The organism is Paenibacillus sp. P4_E11, from assembly GCF_056401635.1.
Genome location: NZ_JBFUIX010000008.1, coordinates 93,719 through 110,719 on the forward strand (window position 1 = coordinate 93,719; position 17,001 = coordinate 110,719).

General features: G+C 50.1%; 12 protein-coding genes and 1 pseudogene. 9 read left to right on the forward strand and 4 right to left on the reverse strand.

What is annotated here, in order from left to right; genetic code table 11:
• Positions 1-485: 485 nt before the first annotated feature.
• Positions 486-1,829, forward strand: a complete 1,344-nt coding sequence (locus tag AC1DWB_RS05665) for an ABC transporter substrate-binding protein (RefSeq protein WP_477540062.1) — start codon at positions 486-488, stop codon at positions 1,827-1,829.
• Between the two features lie 235 nt (positions 1,830-2,064).
• Here AC1DWB_RS05665 and AC1DWB_RS05670 read toward each other — a convergent pair whose 3' ends face one another.
• Entirely contained in the window at positions 2,065-2,853 is a 789-nt protein-coding gene (locus AC1DWB_RS05670) for an AraC family transcriptional regulator (RefSeq protein WP_477540063.1), read from the reverse strand.
• Between the two features lie 171 nt (positions 2,854-3,024).
• Between AC1DWB_RS05670 and AC1DWB_RS05675 the strand changes: the two genes are divergently transcribed.
• The 4 genes from AC1DWB_RS05675 to AC1DWB_RS05690 all read left to right on the forward strand — a co-directional run bounded on the left by AC1DWB_RS05675 (position 3,025) and on the right by AC1DWB_RS05690 (position 9,931).
• On the forward strand, positions 3,025-4,467 hold the full coding sequence (locus AC1DWB_RS05675; RefSeq protein ID WP_477540064.1) for an L-fucose/L-arabinose isomerase family protein: 1,443 nt from the start codon (positions 3,025-3,027) through the stop codon (positions 4,465-4,467).
• A gap of 16 nt (positions 4,468-4,483) precedes the next feature.
• Complete coding sequence (locus tag AC1DWB_RS05680) at positions 4,484-6,967, forward strand: hypothetical protein (protein ID WP_477540065.1); 2,484 nt, start codon at positions 4,484-4,486, stop codon at positions 6,965-6,967.
• Between the two features lie 151 nt (positions 6,968-7,118).
• Positions 7,119-9,587 carry a hypothetical protein gene (locus tag AC1DWB_RS05685; protein WP_477540066.1) on the forward strand — a complete coding sequence of 823 codons (2,469 nt, stop codon included), beginning with the start codon at positions 7,119-7,121 and terminating at the stop codon, positions 9,585-9,587.
• Between the two features lie 68 nt (positions 9,588-9,655).
• Positions 9,656-9,931, forward strand: coding sequence for a hypothetical protein (locus AC1DWB_RS05690; RefSeq protein WP_477540067.1), 276 nt, complete (start codon positions 9,656-9,658; stop codon positions 9,929-9,931).
• A gap of 883 nt (positions 9,932-10,814) precedes the next feature.
• Here the strand turns inward: AC1DWB_RS05690 and AC1DWB_RS05695 are convergent.
• Positions 10,815-11,888: pseudogene (locus AC1DWB_RS05695) on the reverse strand (LCP family protein); the annotation flags it as partial.
• 221 nt (positions 11,889-12,109) lie between these two features.
• Between AC1DWB_RS05695 and AC1DWB_RS05700 the strand changes: the two are divergent.
• Genes AC1DWB_RS05700 through AC1DWB_RS05710 form a run of 3 tightly spaced genes read left to right on the forward strand, consistent with a single transcriptional unit; the run spans position 12,110 to position 14,759 of the window.
• A complete protein-coding gene (locus AC1DWB_RS05700) occupies positions 12,110-13,180 on the forward strand; it encodes an ABC transporter ATP-binding protein (RefSeq protein ID WP_477540068.1) in 1,071 nt (356 codons plus the stop codon).
• Positions 13,173-13,967 carry an ABC transporter permease gene (locus AC1DWB_RS05705; RefSeq protein WP_477540069.1) on the forward strand — a complete coding sequence of 265 codons (795 nt, stop codon included), beginning with the start codon at positions 13,173-13,175 and terminating at the stop codon, positions 13,965-13,967. The genes AC1DWB_RS05700 and AC1DWB_RS05705 overlap by 8 nt, the downstream gene beginning before the upstream one ends.
• A 6-nt stretch (positions 13,968-13,973) precedes the next feature.
• Entirely contained in the window at positions 13,974-14,759 is a 786-nt protein-coding gene (locus AC1DWB_RS05710; protein ID WP_477540070.1) for an ABC transporter permease, read from the forward strand.
• A 19-nt stretch (positions 14,760-14,778) separates the two neighbouring features.
• Here the strand turns inward: AC1DWB_RS05710 and AC1DWB_RS05715 are convergent, their stop codons facing one another.
• Positions 14,779-15,375: a Uma2 family endonuclease gene (locus AC1DWB_RS05715; RefSeq protein ID WP_477540071.1), complete on the reverse strand. Its 597-nt coding sequence runs from the start codon at positions 15,373-15,375 to the stop codon at positions 14,779-14,781.
• A 61-nt stretch (positions 15,376-15,436) separates the two neighbouring features.
• On the opposite strand from AC1DWB_RS05715, the gene AC1DWB_RS05720 reads away from it, so the two are divergent.
• Positions 15,437-15,907, forward strand: a complete 471-nt coding sequence (locus tag AC1DWB_RS05720; RefSeq protein WP_477540072.1) for a peroxiredoxin — start codon at positions 15,437-15,439, stop codon at positions 15,905-15,907.
• Positions 15,908-16,164: 257 nt separating this feature from the next.
• On the opposite strand, the gene AC1DWB_RS05725 is transcribed toward AC1DWB_RS05720, so the two are convergent.
• A complete protein-coding gene (locus AC1DWB_RS05725; protein ID WP_477540073.1) occupies positions 16,165-16,980 on the reverse strand; it encodes a phytanoyl-CoA dioxygenase family protein in 816 nt (271 codons plus the stop codon).
• Positions 16,981-17,001 lie beyond the last annotated feature (21 nt).

Consider the following 17,001-nt stretch of genomic DNA (forward strand, 5'->3'; position numbering starts at 1 on the left):
TAATTTTATTATATAGTGTTAGAAAACAGTCCTGCAACTTATGTCGATTCATGACACTATAGATAGTGGGAAAAGAGGAGGAGCCTTACATGCAGCCAGCGATTCGCGTGGAACGACTGCGCTAGCAGGTTCGAGAGTCCAAAAGCAGAGGTGGACTGAAGGGCGTGCTGCGGGATTTGTTTAGACAGGTAATGGTGAGGAACCGCATTCCTGAGTACGTCACCGTCGACCGAGTAGGTTAATAAGCCATTGGTCACCAGAAGGAGATTATTGTTTTTGGTCAGGCTTGGAGGTATTGTCCAATTCGGTTCGGAACGTTCGAAATGTCGTAGAATTATTCAAATAGCCGTATTCAGGTTCATTGAAAACGTTTTCTTATCTACGCTATGCTTAGGATGTATGTGGCCGCATACGGAAAGCGCCGTTGCTCAGGTGGGGGTGATCGCTTTCCTATTTGTATCAACTATTATAAAGGGAGAGATTGTATGAATTTTGTTCAAAAGAAGGTACGCGTGATCGGCATGCTAAGTGTATTCGCCGTGCTGCTGGCAGCGTGCGGAGGAGGAAATTCGGCGGGCAGCCAAACGCCTGCGCCGAACGCTTCAACGACAACTACACCGACGCCGCTGGTGCAGAACACGTCCCCGGCTACGCTAACCTTATATCTTACAGGCGGACTAACGGAAGATTATGGGAAGCAGTATATCGTCAGCCACATCCAGAAGCAAATGCCTTACATCACGATAAAAATTATCGTCGAAGGCAAAGGCACCTCTCCGCAGGAACTAGTCGCAGCCGGGACAATTCCGGATCTGTTGTTTTTCCCTAACAACCGGCTGAATGATATGAACGATGTGGGATTGCTCGCCAATCTGGATCCACTCGTGAAGTCGCATAACGTCGATTTGACCCGATTGAACGACGGTCTTGTCGACAGTATACGCAAATATTCGGACAAGGGTGAACTGCTAACGATGCCTTGGGGGACGGGCAATTATGCACTCTACTACAACAAGGACATTTTCGATAAATTTGCGGTACCGTATCCGAAGGACGGCATGACATGGGAGGAAGTGTACCAGCTCGCCGTCAGGCTTACCCGAAACGAGGGCGGCGTACAGTACAGAGGCTTCGACTATACGCCATCGAATTATCTTGGCTACAATCAGTTGTCTGCCCCTCTCGTGGATGTTAAAACGGGGAAAGCAGCGTTTAATACGGATACGTGGAAGAAGATGTTCGAGACGTTCGGCAAATTCAATCAGATTCCGGGGAACAATACGGCGGGTAGCAATAAAGAATTTAATGATTTCACGAAAAACCGCACGCTGGCCATGAGGGCGGGAAGCACGATGTTTCCTCAATTATTGGCACTGGAAAAAGAGGGTACACCGCTCAATTTCGATATTGTAACCTTCCCAAGTTTCCCGGAATCGCCCAAGACGAGCCTGCAATTTTTGGCCAGCACGTTCGCGATTTCCCCGCAAAGCAAATATAAGGACCAAGCGATGGAAATTATTAAGCTTATGCTTTCGGACGAGGTTCAGAAAGAAGGTGCGGGCATTCTTCGTTTGACCGCGTTGAAAAGCGAAGAGGTGCGCAAGGAGACTGGCAAAAACTATCCTTCCATTTCAACCAAAAACATAAATGCGCTTTATGTGAACAAGCTCGCGCCGACCAAGGAAGCGACCAAGTACGACGAAATCGCCCGCACGGCGCTGCCGACGCATTTCTTGAACTATGCGCTTGGTAAAAAAGATTTAAACACCGCCCTTCGTGAGGCAGAAGAAGAGGTTAACAAAAAAATTGCGGAGATGAAGGCGAACTAGGCGAATCCCTCGTGACACGCCGCATGGACTGCTAGCATAACCTTCACAACAACATAATTGCAATATAAACCCACACCGAGCCGCCCTACGCGTGCCAGTGTGGGTTTATATTGTGCCAACCCCAGATGAGTATTGATTGGCAACTGCACTACGCCACCGGGAAATCATTCGCAGTTGCCTCAGGCCACGGTTTTAGAACCCAATGGCGCTTTCTTACCGCAAGCGAGCTACAACGCTAAGATTTCCAAATTTTCACTTTCTCCTTCATGTAAATCGAGGGCAGTGTACCGGTTATTTTTTTGAAAACTTTGTTGAAATACGATTGCTCGCAAAACCCAAGAAAATTAGATATTTCTCCTACGTTCATCTGTGAATTGATCAGAAGGTCACAAGCGGCGGAAATGCGAATTTGCTGGATATACTCGGTGATAGAATCTCCTGTAACCTGTTTGAAAATAGTGCTGATATAGTTGGGGGTACGATCCACATATTCAGACAACTCAGCCATGGAGATGGATCGACGATAATGATCTAGAATGTAGGCTTGAATCTGCATAACAATACTGTTGGATTTGCCCGGCATCGATTGAGAATCCGATTCTTCGTTGATGACAGCGAGCATTTCGAGCAATATGGCGTGGCAGATAGTGCCCGAATAGTCGGATTTGCGCAACCAGTGCTGGGTCAGCAAGGAAAATCTCTGCTTCATATAGTCGAAGTTAAACGGCCTGATTAAATAGAGCTTCGGCTCGGACAGCATGGGAAGTCGATCCCCGTCACCGTGATAACGGAAGTGAACGACATACATGTCATGGGCTTCTTTAGGCGAGTTCGAAGCGCTGCGCCAAACACTCTGGGGAACAAACAACATGTCGCCCTTCTGCAGAGATAAGGAGTGGTCTTCAATGGTGTATAGCATGGTCCCGCTTATAACGAGCAGCAAAATATGGTTGTTAGTCTTGCCTTTGGGTACATGCCAGTTCGGCTCACAATGCTCGAAATAGATAGAAACCGGTTCGATCATAGAATACTCCTTTCGACAAATCCTCCCGAGTTCGATGGGGAAGGAGGCTCCTCCTTTTATTATAACTGTAATCGTAGAATTATTTAAATAATTATTGCACGGTTCATTGTATCAATGGTTCGATTTTACTAAGCTTAAATTGAAACAACACCAAGGAGGACGATAGGCGAAATGAGTACTTTTTTCAAAAAAGCAAATGCTCGGGTCGGTGTAATGACAGTTGGCCATGAGCCTTACTGGGCTCAATTTCCGGGGTTAAGAGAGGAACTAGAGGGCTATGGCCGTGAGTTTGAGGATATGCTTCGCAAGCATGACGTCGATGTGGTTTCGGCAGGCTTTGTCGACAGTGTAGACAAGTCTTTTGCGGCATCGTCTTACTTGAAAAGCCAGGACGTTGATTTCCTATTTTGCTTTTTAAGCACGTATGTAACCTCTTCGACAGCAGCAACCCCAATCCTTAACTTATCCGTTCCGACTGTTCTGGTTGCATTACAGCCGAGGAAACGTCTTGACTATCGCAATACGACGACTTATATGCAGCTTGCCAACGATAACATTTGCTCGTTGCCGGAGATTGGCGGTGTGCTGATTCGCGCCGGGAAGCCTGCGGCCGGGATGATCGTTGGAACACTTCACGATGACGAACGCGCTATGAAGGAATTGCAAACATGGTGCCAAGTGGCAAATGCCCGCAGAGCATTCAAATATGCCAAAATAGGATATATGGGGCACACGTACGAGGGGATGTACGACATGAACTCCGATCCTACGGCGTTTACGGCCGCTTTCGGGGCACATGTGCAAATGCTCGAAATGTGCGATCTGGCCAAGTTGGTGAACGGCGTTACGGTCAAAGAAACAGCGGACAAAATCGCTGAAATCAAGAGCATCTTCACGCTTGCCGATCCGTTTATCGATCCTGTCACAAGGCCGATCAAGCAGGAAGACCTCGAGTGGTCGGCAAAGGTGGCCGTCGGTCTCGACAAGCTGATCGTGGAATTCGGTTTAACGGGACTCGCCTATTATTATCGCGGTTTGGACAATAACGAGTACGAACGAATCGGATCGAATATGGTGCTCGGCAATTCGCTCCTGACAGGCAAAGGCATTCCGCTCGCCGGAGAAGCCGACTTGAAGACATGCGCCGCGATGCTGATCATGGATCGTCTGGATGCCGGAGGATCGTTCGCGGAGCTGCATCCATGCGACTTCGTTGACGATATCGTGCTAGTAGGACATGACGGTCCGCACAATATTAAGATCAGCGACGGCCGGCCGATCATTCGCGGACTTGATTTGTTCCACGGAAAGAGTGGATCGGGCATCGGCGTCGAATTCAGCATTAAGGCGGGGCCGGTTACGCTGCTCGGTATTTCACAAACCGCCGACGGCAAATATAAAATGATTGCAACGCAAGGCGAATCCATCAAAGGTGATATTCCCCAGACCGGCAACACGAATACCCGCTGCCGCTTCGAATACGGCGTTGCGGAATTTGTAGAGAAGTGGTGCTCGGCAGGCCCGACTCACCACTTCGCCCTGGGTGTCGGGCATGTGAATGCCAAAATCCGCAAAGCCGCGCAGGTGCTTGGCATCGATTTGCAGATCGTCTAACAGGGAGGATATGAAGATGACAAAAGCAGGGAAAGACCGACCGCTGCAAAGAGTGACGTTGGAAATGAGCCTGAAACCGTTCAAAAGCGTGGAGCCGGCAGCCATCGAGCGAGTATGCGAGGAAGCGATCCGGCAATGGCGGCCGCTGATAAGCATGGCGGACCAATGTTCGATGCTTCTGTGGATAGCGGACGGAAGCGAAATCCTGATGTGGAACGGCGATTACGATACAGAAATTGAGTGGGCTCGTTATATCGGCTTGGCAAATGAAGAATACTTTGGCATTACGGATCCGGACGATCCGATGAAAGCGCGGGTGTACACCGAAAATCCAGCGCGTATTACTTATCGGGATTTAAAGCGAATCGTTGAAACATTCAAGCGTTTGGCCGCCGAACAAGGGTTCGCGATGCATATAGGAGCGACTTTCGATCCAGGTCCGGAATTTGTTTATTCCGACTTTAAATATAAGCTTCACCGTGAAATCAATGAAGCTGCGCTCGGCGGGAATTTCGTTTCCTTGCGGCCGGATTACAAGGTCATTTGCTGCTGGTCAAAATTGAAAGAGGATCGTGTCTCGTATTCGGGCTTCCCGGGCGGTATTCCGGAAGGCACTTCTTTCGGCCGATTTCTGGGCCGGCAAACCAGACATTTTTTAATGGATCTCGGATTCGAGTACATTTGGTTCTCGAACGGTTTCGGTTTTTCCTATTTTCCCTGGACTTATCTCGGGAGCAACTTTGACGGGCATCGCTTTAATCAGGTTGATTATCGGGTGATGTCGGAAAATATTTTGTCATTTTGGGACGATTTTAAAAAGGAATGTCCCGATTTTCGGACAGAGGTCAGAGGGACGAATTTTAGCACGGGTATGGAATTGGCCAAAGATTTTGTTCCGCTACGGGACATGTACTCGAGAAAGTATTTGGAGCTTCCTCCCCCGAACTCGCCATGGGGTGCGCTCAATCGGGATTTCGGTTTGGAGATGGCAGGCTATATGTCCCGTATTGCCGTATTGCCGGCCAAGACGTTCCCGTTCCGATTTTATGCCAACGATCCGTGGTTTTGGCAAAATCCATGGTGGGATGCCTACGATAGGGAAGCATACGACATTTATTGTCCGCTTTCTATCGGACGGATCAACGAAGAAGGGAACATAGGCAATCCCGGAATCGTAGAAATTTTGTCGATCGATACGGAAAAGGGAGAATTGATTGAAGAGTGCCCCATGGAAGTGATCCCTCATTTGGCGAGGGCGATTAAAGATTTCCCTGATCAGCCCGGAGTTTTGACATGGCTTTATCCGTTCGACGAAAATTTTCAACTCGTTGCTGATTCTCAAGAGAAGGCAAGTTTCGTTTTCTTTGACGAATGGTTTGTGCGAAATGCGATGAATCAAGGCCTTCCGCTGAATACGGTTATAAGCACTGCGAATTTTACCAAAATGACCGACGATAATATTCCAGCTCTTAAAGACACGATTCTGTTCGCTTCTGCATCGTTATTGGGCGGAGAATTGGCACAGCGGCTCGTGCAGTTCGTTCAGAAAGGCGGAAAGCTGCTGCTTTACGGCCCCTTATCGCAACCCGCGTTGCAGGAATTGCTTAACATCCGGCAAGTCGACGGGATTTACGGTGAACTGATTTTGCAATCATCCATGGCGGAAGATACTTTAACGAATCCGCGAAGCTCGTTGCTGAAGCATGATTCGCTTATTTCAGGCGGTCCGATTTGCGAGACAGTCGATCGGCCGGCTGACGAATTTACAAAAGTGAGAGCTTCTGCTATCCAGGATGATCAGACCAGAGTTTACGCGTTATCCAGAAGTTTGCCGGGATGGAATGGCGGAACGGTTGCATGGACTCGAGGAACGCTGGCATTTGGAACGGGATCCAATTCTCATCTGCCCGTAAGGCATGGTCCGGAATATATGGATGCTTCCATTCTTGCCCGGTATTTGCTCGCCGATTTGGGATATGTCTTTCTGCAAACGCGATTTGATGAAACGACGACATTTTACCCCGGAACAAGATACCAGGAACATGCGAAACCCAATTATTGTTTCGTTTCCAGGCATGATAACGCTTACTTGTTCAGTGGATACAAACCGGATACAACAACCACCATGCAGTTTCAGTTTCCGCATGGGATGCCGTTATTAATCGGTCAGTCGGCTATCATCGTAAAGGGTTGTGCGTCATACTCTTTGGATTGTTCCTTCCACAAAGAATGCCGGGTATTCATCAGGCAAGCGCAGTCCGGTCTTGTAGCATGCAAGGAAGGTCACCCCATTCGAACATATAAAAAAACGACCAATCGCAGTATTGTCGTTACGGGGTTGAAGGAGGCGGACGTGACGATCTTCCCTCCGTTCGAAGCATTGACTTCCGGAAGAGTGGAGGTCTACAAAGACCGTCACTATCTCGAACTTGACGATCGAGGCGCTGAAGGCTTCATCCGTCTGCTCAACATAAGCGGAACAATCGAGATTACCTGGTAGAAAAGGCGAATCGATCAAAGGGGAGATTCCGCAGACAGGGAACACCAATACCCGCTGCAATTGAGTACGGCGTTGCGGAATTCGTGGAGCGATGGTGCTCGGCATCGAGTTGGAAATTGTATAATGTGAGAAGAAAGAAGGAGAAGATACGATGAAACTTCAAGAATCCAAACGTTCCCTGCAAAGGGTCACATTAGAAATGAGTCTAAAGCCATTTAGAAGCATGGAACCTGCGGCCATTGAAATCGTATGTGCGGAAGTGATTAGGCAATGGCTTCCACTAATCGGCATGGCGGACAGCTGTTCGATGCTGCTGTGGATTGCGGACGGAAGCGAGATATTAGTCTGGGACGGTGATTTGCAGAGGGAGATTGAGTGGGCCCGCTACATCGGATTTGCCAATGAGACGTATTTCAACCACATTAAGGACTACACAGATCCTCGAATTGCTCAGCCTTACATTAGTGAACCGGCCAGAATTACTTACGGTGATTTACAGTTCATTATCGCTTCCTTTAAAAAGATTGCAGCCGAGCGTTTCGGCATCCGCATGGAGGTTGGAGCCACCTTTGACGCAGGACCGGAATTTGCCTATTCGGTTTTCAAATATAAGCTCCACCCGGAAATCAATCGCGCAGAATTAGGGGGGCAATATATTTCCCTAAAAGCGGACTATACGGTTGTATGCAGTTGGTCGAAGCTGACATCGGACACGACTTCTTATGCCGCTTATCCGGACGGAATTCCCGACGGTACACCGTTCGGAGAATATCTGGGCAGACAATGCGCGAGTTTTTTACCGACACTTGGATTTGACTATATTTGGTTTTCCAACGGTTTTGCCCTCTCCTATTTTCCATGGACCTATCTAGGCGCCAACTATAACGGTACGCAGCTTCCACTGGCCGATTATCGAGAGTTATCCACAAAGATACTGTCGTTCTGGGATTTATTCAAGCGGGAATGTCCGAATTACCGGACGGAAATACGCGGGACGAACTTTGGAACTGGGATGGATTTGGCCAAGGATTGTATTCCCATGCTTGATCTTTATGACAACAAGTATTTGGAATTTCCACCGCCTAATTCACCATGGGGAGCCCTTAACTATGATTTCGGTTTGGAGATGACCGGCTATATGTCACGGATTGCCGTGCTCCCAGGAGAGACATATCCGTACCGTTTTTATGCCAATGACCCCTGGTTCTGGCAAAATCCGTGGTGGGATCTGTACGACCGTGAGCCGCATGACATCTATTGTCCGCTTTCCGCTGCTCGCGTTAATGCGGAGGGAGAACTGGAAAATCCGCGTATCGTAGAAATCCTGACCATCGATACGGAAAAAGGTGAACTTAATGAAGATTGCTCGATGGAGATTATCCCCCACATCAAAAAAGCTTTCAAAGATGCGCCTGACCAGCCAGGGCTTCTGACGTGGGTATATCCGTTCCGTGAGCTGCATACGGCTATGGCTGAAACGACCGAGCATTCTACGGATGCATTCTTCAATGATTGGTTTGTGCGCAATGCGATTAATCAAGGCCTCCCGCTCAATACGGTTCTGAGTACAGATGACTTCTTGGCAATGTCTGACCATGCTATTGCTAAGCTTCAGGATACGATCTTGTTTACCTCTGCCTTCTGGTTAAAAGGAGATCAAGCGCAGCGGATTGCTGAGTATGTACGTCATGGCGGCAAGGTGCTGCTGTATGGTGCAGTCGAAGATCCGATTGTGCTGGAGCTGTTGAATCTTCGGAAAGTACAAGGCCTTGATGGGGACTTCACCGTCCATATGTCATTGCCTGAAGATACGATCACGAATGCTGCTCCAGAGAACAAGGGGGCCCTCCTGCTTCGTCATGAATCTCAGCTGTCAAGCGGGGCGTTATGCGAAGTTGTTCGCCATACGGACGATCCTTTTACACATGTACACACTACGGTGAGGCAGAACGATCAAGAGCGCACATTCGCGTTAAGCCGATCTTTATCCGAGTGGAACGGCGGTAAGATCGGTTGGGTTCGCGGGTCGCTTCCTTTCCAATCTGCAGGAGTGACGCACCTGCCAATTCGGCAGAAGCAAGATTTCATGGATTCTTCCCTCATCGTCCGCTATCTGCTGACCGAATTCGGTTACGAGCTGTTCCAAACGAAGCATGAGGAAAGCGCAAACCAGGCGCTGCTGTTTGTCGCTAGACATGACAACGGGTTCTTTTTTACCGGCTGCAAGCAGGACACTTCGGTAACGCTCCAGCTGCGATTTCCCGATGGGGCTCCGGTGATTATAGGACAGACAACGCTGATCGGGGAAGGAGCGGCAACTTACGCGCTCGATCGGACCTTTCATGACGAATGCCGGGTTTTTGTGAAGCAAAAGGAGGCGTCCCGTGTTTCGTCCCGGGAAAATCAGCCGTTCCCGACACCCAAAAAACGTGCAATTCGGAACATTACGGTCTCTAATCTTCGCGATGCAGACGTGAACATTTACCCGCCCTTGGAGCCTTTGAAAGCGGGGATTGTCGAAGTGAAGAACGGCGAAACATATCTTGATTTATCTAGTAAAATAAAAGGCAATCGCATTCAATTGGCACAAATCAGCGGAACCATTGATATTTCGTGGTAAAGACATGAAGATTGGGAAGACAATATGACTATGGGTGTTCAGGCAAGTGAGTCTGTCACATTGCACGGTTGTCATTCTCGTTTGAAGGCAGAGGGTTAACGCTTGGGACCGACTTCGGGAAGACATCTTGCGAATTTTGGTACAGGTTGGATGACGGGGAGTGGAGTACGTCGGTAAGGGATCGACCGGTTTGGCTGGGTGACAACAGCTGGTATCACATGTTCTACATTGCCGATGATCTTGCTTACGGAACCCATCGATTTGAACTGGAGCTCGTACATGGCAATCGCGAGGGCTGCACGGGAACGAACTGCCGCTTGGCGTTGATCGGCGTGATCCGTTAAGATATTTTTCCGGCTTGTGGGGCCTTCTGCGATAGGTCCCGCGCTGTACGATTGATAGCAAATAGAAAGACGGGCTCAAGAGAAATAGTGGAATTACTTTCCACTATTTCTGAAATGGATCGATCTTTTAGCAGGATAGTGGAAGATAATTCCGTTATTCTCCTAATCCCTTCATGGATTTGCGGATAACTTTAAATTAACGGAAAAATATTCCACTAATTAGCTGATGAATCGCCTTTTCGTACAATTGTGGATTTTTTTTCCGCTAATTCTGTTCCAGATATACAGATTAAAAACAAGGCACCTGATAAGACTATAGCGTGGTATTTACCACGCTATAGTCTTATCAGGTGCCTTGAAGTGTTTACTATGTACTTGGTATGGGTATGGGCGTAAACAGGCTGCCAGGTTGGCTGTTAGTCATAGGAGCCGGGATTGTGCTGCCTGAAGGGTTGGGTGTTTTGCCGGGGGTGGGAGTGGCAGATCCGCCGCCCGAGCTCGCCCCGTCGCTGACGCCCGTTCCAGTGCCGCTACCCGTCGCCCCGCCGCCGCTAGGGCTCGGGCTGTTCGCGCCTGGCTTCGGAGTCGCGCCCGGCTTGGCTGTCGCGCCCGCGCCACCCGTCGCCCCGCCGCCCGTGCCCGGCGGCGGCGTCAACGCCGGCGTGGCGGACGACTCAGCGTCGCCACCATCGCCATCCGTCGTCCCGCCGCTCGCCGAGCTAGGCTTAGGCGTGATCGTTGGCTTCGGCGTAGGTTTGGGCGTCGGCTTAGGCGTAGCGGTCGCCTTGCTCCCTGCGCTCGAGCCGCCGTTCGTCACCCTACCGCCCGAGCTGCTGCTCGAGCTATTGCCAATCGGCTTCACGGCATAGTCTCCCTCGTCGCTTAACACGTTGTTGCCTCGGCTGCCCGTACTGCCGGTCCCGCTCGAACTCGAGCTGCCTGTCCCGCTGCCGCTCGTCCTCGATCCACTCGAATCGGTGTCGCTATCCTCCGCATCTGGATCGTGCAGCCCGCTGAACTCCTCCTTGACGAACTTCTGCAGCTTATCCCGGTTGACTGTCAACACCGAGGCGCCGCCGATATTATCTTCCTCCAGCAGATCCATAGGTGGGACTTGAATACCCTTGACACCTGTCGCCTTTACCTCGAACCCGAGTGAGCCAAGCTTCAGCATGTCGGATATGCCCATGTTCGTCTCGATATAGGGATCGATGCTGCTCAAGATGCTGGGCAGCTTGAAGATCGAGGAAGTACTTTGCATTTTGTCCGCCACGACGGTCATGAATTTGCGCTGCCGTTCGGTACGGGTGAAGTCTGACGTCGCATCATGTCGGAAGCGAACGTACTGCAGCGCGGTTTTGCCGTTCATGTGCTGCATCCCTTTTTTGAGATCAATGTCGAACTCTGGCTCTTCGGAATCCCGATACTTCATATCCTTCTCGACTTCCAGATCAATTCCACCTAGAGCATCGACTAGCGCCATGAACCCTTGGAAATCGGTATACACATAATATTGAATCTTCAGACCAAGCAGATCACCGGCAGTTTGCATAGCAAGCTGAGGTCCACCCAAAGTAATCGCGGTATTAATCCGATCAGAGCCATATCCCGGTATACGCACATAGGTGTCCCGCAGGATCGAGAACAAGTGGGCTTTCTTCGTTACAGGATCGACGGAGATGACCATATTGGAGTCGGAACGAGGCACCTCGTTTTTACTGAGGCCCCTGGAATCGCCGCCCAGCAACATAATATTAACCCGATCTTTGCCCTCCCATTTAGGTGGTGCGGGTTGTTCGACAGACGTATTTTGCGGATAAAATTGACTGAATATCGAGTCTTCGCCTTTTTTCTGAATATGGTTGCTGAACTGATACAAATGATAACCATAATAGCCGAATACACCAACAAGGACCACAGTGAACGCCAAGACGACCCACCGGATTTTTCTCCACATCGGAAACCCTCTCCTTTGCTATCGGTCTGACTTTTCCTTTGCTGTGCGATCGTGTAACATTAGTAGGTGTTGACTTGGAAAAGCGAGGGGAAAAGCTGCGAATGATGGTTCCTTTTGTCGGACAAGGATTATAAATTCATTATATAGTTTTCGAAAAGCGTCCTGCAACTTATGTCGATTCATGGCAACACAGATTGTGGAAAAGAAGGAGGGATTCCAATATGCAGCCAGCCATTCGAGTAGAACGTCTGCGCAAACAGTTTCAAGTGTCCAAGAGCCGAGGCGGGCTGAAGGGCGCGCTACGGGACTTGTTCCGCAGGGAGTACACGGAGATTACCGCTGTGAAAGATATTAGCTTTACGATCCCGAAAGGGGAAATATGCGGATACATTGGGGAGAATGGCGCCGGCAAATCGACAACGATCAAGATGCTGACAGGCATTCTCGTGCCGACTTCCGGCCTCATCGAGGTGAACGGCTACGTCCCATTCAAGGAACGGGAGAAATTCGTACAAGGCATTGGTGTCGTCTTCGGACAACGCAGTCAGTTATGGTGGGACATCGGCGTCGTCGAATCGTTCCAGTTGCTGCGCAAAGTGTACCGGGTTTCCGCAGCGGAGTACAAAGTCCGGCTGGATGAGCTTGTCGAACGCCTGCAGCTTCAGGAGTTGCTCAATCGACCTGTGCGCAAGCTCAGTCTGGGCCAGCGGATGCGCTGCGAGCTCGCAGCGTCATTGATCCATAATCCGAGCATCGTCTTTCTGGACGAGCCTACGATCGGGTTGGACATTGTGGTGAAGACTGAGATACGCGAGTTTCTGAAATCGATGAACCGAAGGTACGAAACGACGATATTGCTCACCACACACGATCTGCAAGATATTGAAGCCCTGTGTTCACGAGTCATCATGTTGGATGATGGTCGTATTATTTATGACGGCGGCTTGGAGCAGTTGAAGGCACAGTGGGGCAAGGGCAAGGAGATCGTCCTGCATTTGAACGAAGCGGTTCCGGTCGAGCGATTCGCTGAGCTTACCCGTGGCCTGGATGCGAGATGGAGCAAGGACAATGACTATACGGCAACCGCATGGCTACCGCTGGACAAAGCGAACGTGTCCGAGGTGTTGGCGCGTGTCGTGAGTTCGGTGGATATCCGCGACATTCAGATCCATGAGCCGAACACAGACGATATCGTAAGGGAGATCTACAAGACCGGATCAGCACAATCGCCGACAGCAGCTACCCCAGCAGTCACCACTCCGGCTCCAGAAGGAGACAAGGTACATGCTTAGCGCTTACGTGGATCTAATCCGAATCCGATTTCTCATGATGTTAGCCTATCGGGTCAACTACTACAGCGGTATTATTATTTATGCCATTAATATTGGCGCCTATTACTTTCTGTGGAAAGCGATCTATGGGGCAAGCGAGACGCTGGGCGGAATGACGGTGACGCAGATGACGACGTATGTAGCGGTTTCCTGGATGGCGCGAGCATTTTACTTCAACAACTTAGATCGGGAAATTGCCAGCGAGATTCGTGACGGCAGCGTAGCTGTGCAATTCATCCGTCCTTACAATTACTTGTTCGTGAAGATGATGCAGGGCTTCGGCGAAGGGTTGTTCCGGCTTCTACTGTTCATGGTGCCGGGCATGATCATCGCGACGATTCTGTTCCCGGTCCGGCTGCCGACCGATCCCTCAGTCTGGCTGCTGTTCTTGTGCATGTTATTCTTTAGCTTCCTGATCAATTCACAGATTAACATCCTGACTGGCCTGTTCGCCTTCTTCGTGGAAAATAACGAGGGGCTCATGCGAATGAAGCGGGTAGCGGTCGATCTGTTCTCTGGTCTAATCATCCCGCTGTCCTTCTTCCCAGGCTGGTTGGAAAGCTTGACCAGTGTGCTTCCATTCCAGGCGATCACTTATTTGCCAGGCTCCGTCTTCACGGGGAAAGTAACCGGGAGTGCAGTCTACCAGGCGTTCGGGCTGCAGCTCATCTGGTTCACCATCCTCATCTTACCGATCTGGTTCATGTGGCGAAGCGCCCGCAGCCGATTGTTCGTACAGGGAGGGTAGCCGACTATGTTCTATGCATCCTTATTCGGGGAATATTTCTCCAACTATATTAAGCGTCGGCTGACGTACCGGTCCGACTTCTGGATCGAGATCGCATCGGATCTGCTGTTTCAAGGGATGAACCTGCTGTTTATTCTGGTCGTGTTCATGCATACGCCGCTGCTTGGGGGCTGGTCGCAGGAACAGGTTGTCTTTATCTACGGCTACTTCATGGTGCCCTATGGGGTGTTCGGCTGCTTCTTCAACCTGTGGAACTTCTCCGAACGGTATATTGGCAAAGGGGAGATGGACCGTGTGTTAACCAGGCCGGCGCACAATCTGATGCAGCTGATGCTGGAAAATCTCGACCCGGCTTCGCTGTTCGGCAGTCTGGTGGGCCTATTCATTATGGGGTACACGGGTGCTCAGATGGAGATGAGCTGGACGTGGTCGGATCCTTTCGTTTTCGTGTTGTTTACAATGGGGGCGATCATGATCTATGGCGGGGTGTACGTAGGGATAACATCGCTGTCCTTTTTCTCGGACGCGCCTACAGGAGTGCTGCCCTTAATGTGGAACATTCAGAACTACGGGCGGTACCCGATTAATATTTATAACAAGCTGATCAAGTTTATGCTTACGTTCCTGCTGCCCTTTGCGTTTGTTGGGTTTTATCCGGCGGCCTATTTTCTGGACCGGGACAAATGGGGCGGAATGGCGTTCTTGACCCCAGTGATGGGCGTTATTTTTCTAACAATGGGGCTGCTGCTGTGGAACTATGGTGTGCGTAAGTATAGGGGGGCGGGCTCGTAGCTGGCAGGGATGGGCATTCTTATTCTCGGAGCAGCTCTACAGACTTCATTAATTGAGCGACGGTGAGCGTTACACAAGGCAGGCGGTCGGAGCGTACAGGTTCGTCGTTCATGAACAGTTCCTGCAGCTCATATTTACCGTTTTTGTTCAAATAACGCTCCAACACCTCATTCGCCGGGTCAACAATCCAGTATTCGGGAATCAGGTACTTGGCGTACACCTTAAGTTTGCGTTGCTTGTCCCTTCTGAACGAGTGCGGGGACAATATCTCAACGATCAAATCCGGCACGCCTTCGATCCCTCTTCTGGTTATAATGGAAGCGCTGCTGCGATGAACCATGACCAAGTCGGGCTGGCGCACTTCCTTAGGGGAGAGGATTAGGTCAATGGGGGACAAGATGACGATATAGTCCGAATCGCAACTGTTTTTGATTAGATATGCCATTTCAACTGCAATAACCTGATGCCGGGGAGTGGGGACGGGACTCATCAACTCCAGCACACCGTCGTCAATCTCATACCGATTCCCGTCGTCTGGCATACTCGCATAATCATCGTAAGTAACCGATTGTTCACGGATCAGGGGGTTTTTCTTACTTTCTTTCTCTTTCGTCATAGAATGATCTCCTTGTGTAGCGTTTTCTTCAATTATAGCTGAATAGAAAGGGGAAGCCCATATGCCGCAACCCGAACTTGGAAAAAAAGCTCCCGCGATCAAACTGCCAGGGTCGAACGGACAGGAAGTGTCGTTAAGTGACTTCAAAGGACGCAAAATCGTTGTGTTTTTCTACCCGCAGGATGAAACGCCCACATGCACGACCGAAGCTTGTGAATTCCGGGACGCCTACGCAGTATTCGAAGGGACGGATACAGTCGTCATTGGCATCAGTCCCGACTCTGTCGCTTCACATGAGAAGTTTATCAGCAACCATAAACTGCCTTACATCCTGCTCGCTGATGAGAAATTGAAAGCTTGCAAAGCTTATGACGTGTGGAAAATGAAGAAGTTGTACGGCCGCGATTATATGGGTGTCGTGCGCTCCACATTCCTGATTGACCGCAAAGGCAAGCTCGTTGCCGAATGGCGGAACTTACGCGTCAAGGGTCACATTGACAAGGTGTTGGAGGCGGCGCGCAAGCTGCCTTAGCAGTGGGAAATCGAAACGCTACCGCTATCCGACCGCTTTGTCTGAAATAAAGGAACTCAGTTCTTCTATTTCAGAAAAAAATGGCATGGATTGCAAATAAAAGAACTCAGTTATCTTATTTGCAAAAACGTGGCAGGCATTGGCAATATGGCTTACTTTACGCTGTGTCTCACTCGATAATCTGCGTTGTAGCTGTCTCGACACGGTGCCTAGTTGTACCTCGGACCCCGTAGCCCACATAAAAAAGCAGCCCTCACTCAGTGAGGGCTGCTTGCTGCAAATTCAACGCCGCACGGTCCTGAACTTGGATTCGTCTCCACCTCGAATTCCTGCATGTCTCGCGTAAACAGCGGGGTGTAGTAACCGCTAATCTTCGTGGTTGAGATGCCGGTGTAGTGGCAGATGAAGGAGCGGCGGAATCGATCCGACGAAGTGTTCGGATACGAACCGTGGATGACGTTCCCGTTGAAGAACAGCACATCCCCCGCATCAAGTCGGACCGGAACGGGCGCAAGTCCTTCTGGAACGACCACCTCATGCGTAGTAAAGGACACGCTAGCATCCGCTTCGTGCGGACATTGGACTTCCCCTTGATTGGACTTCGGCACGACGAACAAGCCGCCGTTCTCTTCATCCGAGGGGTCGACCGAAGTCCATGCGGCAATACATGTTCCCGGCTCGACCAGCAGATAGAAGTTGTCCTGATGCAGCGCCTGGCCTCGTGCGCCAGGGGGTTTGTAATAGAACATACTCTGGGCTGCAAGCGCCTCCTCCTGGAATAGATCCTCCAGCACATCCATAACTTTCGGTTCGAGCATATAGCGGTGGGATAAGGCATTCACTCGGTGCGGATGCATGAAGCGTGGATATTGCTTCAATACATCGCCACCAGCCTGGTCTGCGGGAACAGGGGAGAACAGATGCTCGACAGGACCATTCTGATGAAGGGTGGTGAATTCCTGTTTGAGCTCTTCGACTTCCTGTGTGGAGAATAGGCCTCTTACAATCAAATAACCATCTGTATCAAACTGCTGTAATTGCTCCGGTGTTATCGTGGCGGGTAACTTGTTCACGTTAAGGTTCAATCCTCTCCA

Bases quoted from the DNA above. Each gene is read 5' to 3' on its own strand.
- AC1DWB_RS05705 (WP_477540069.1), top strand. From the start codon at position 13,173: ATGCTTAGCGCTTACGTGGATCTAATCCGAATCCGATTTCTCATGATG.
- AC1DWB_RS05715 (WP_477540071.1), bottom strand. From the start codon at position 15,375: ATGACGAAAGAGAAAGAAAGTAAGAAAAACCCCCTGATCCGTGAACAA.
- AC1DWB_RS05720 (WP_477540072.1), top strand. From the start codon at position 15,437: ATGCCGCAACCCGAACTTGGAAAAAAAGCTCCCGCGATCAAACTGCCA.
- AC1DWB_RS05700 (WP_477540068.1), top strand. From the start codon at position 12,110: ATGCAGCCAGCCATTCGAGTAGAACGTCTGCGCAAACAGTTTCAAGTG.
- AC1DWB_RS05675 (WP_477540064.1), top strand. From the start codon at position 3,025: ATGAGTACTTTTTTCAAAAAAGCAAATGCTCGGGTCGGTGTAATGACA.
- AC1DWB_RS05670 (WP_477540063.1), bottom strand. From the start codon at position 2,853: ATGATCGAACCGGTTTCTATCTATTTCGAGCATTGTGAGCCGAACTGG.
- AC1DWB_RS05685 (WP_477540066.1), top strand. From the start codon at position 7,119: ATGAAACTTCAAGAATCCAAACGTTCCCTGCAAAGGGTCACATTAGAA.
- AC1DWB_RS05680 (WP_477540065.1), top strand. From the start codon at position 4,484: ATGACAAAAGCAGGGAAAGACCGACCGCTGCAAAGAGTGACGTTGGAA.
- AC1DWB_RS05665 (WP_477540062.1), top strand. From the start codon at position 486: ATGAATTTTGTTCAAAAGAAGGTACGCGTGATCGGCATGCTAAGTGTA.
- AC1DWB_RS05710 (WP_477540070.1), top strand. From the start codon at position 13,974: ATGTTCTATGCATCCTTATTCGGGGAATATTTCTCCAACTATATTAAG.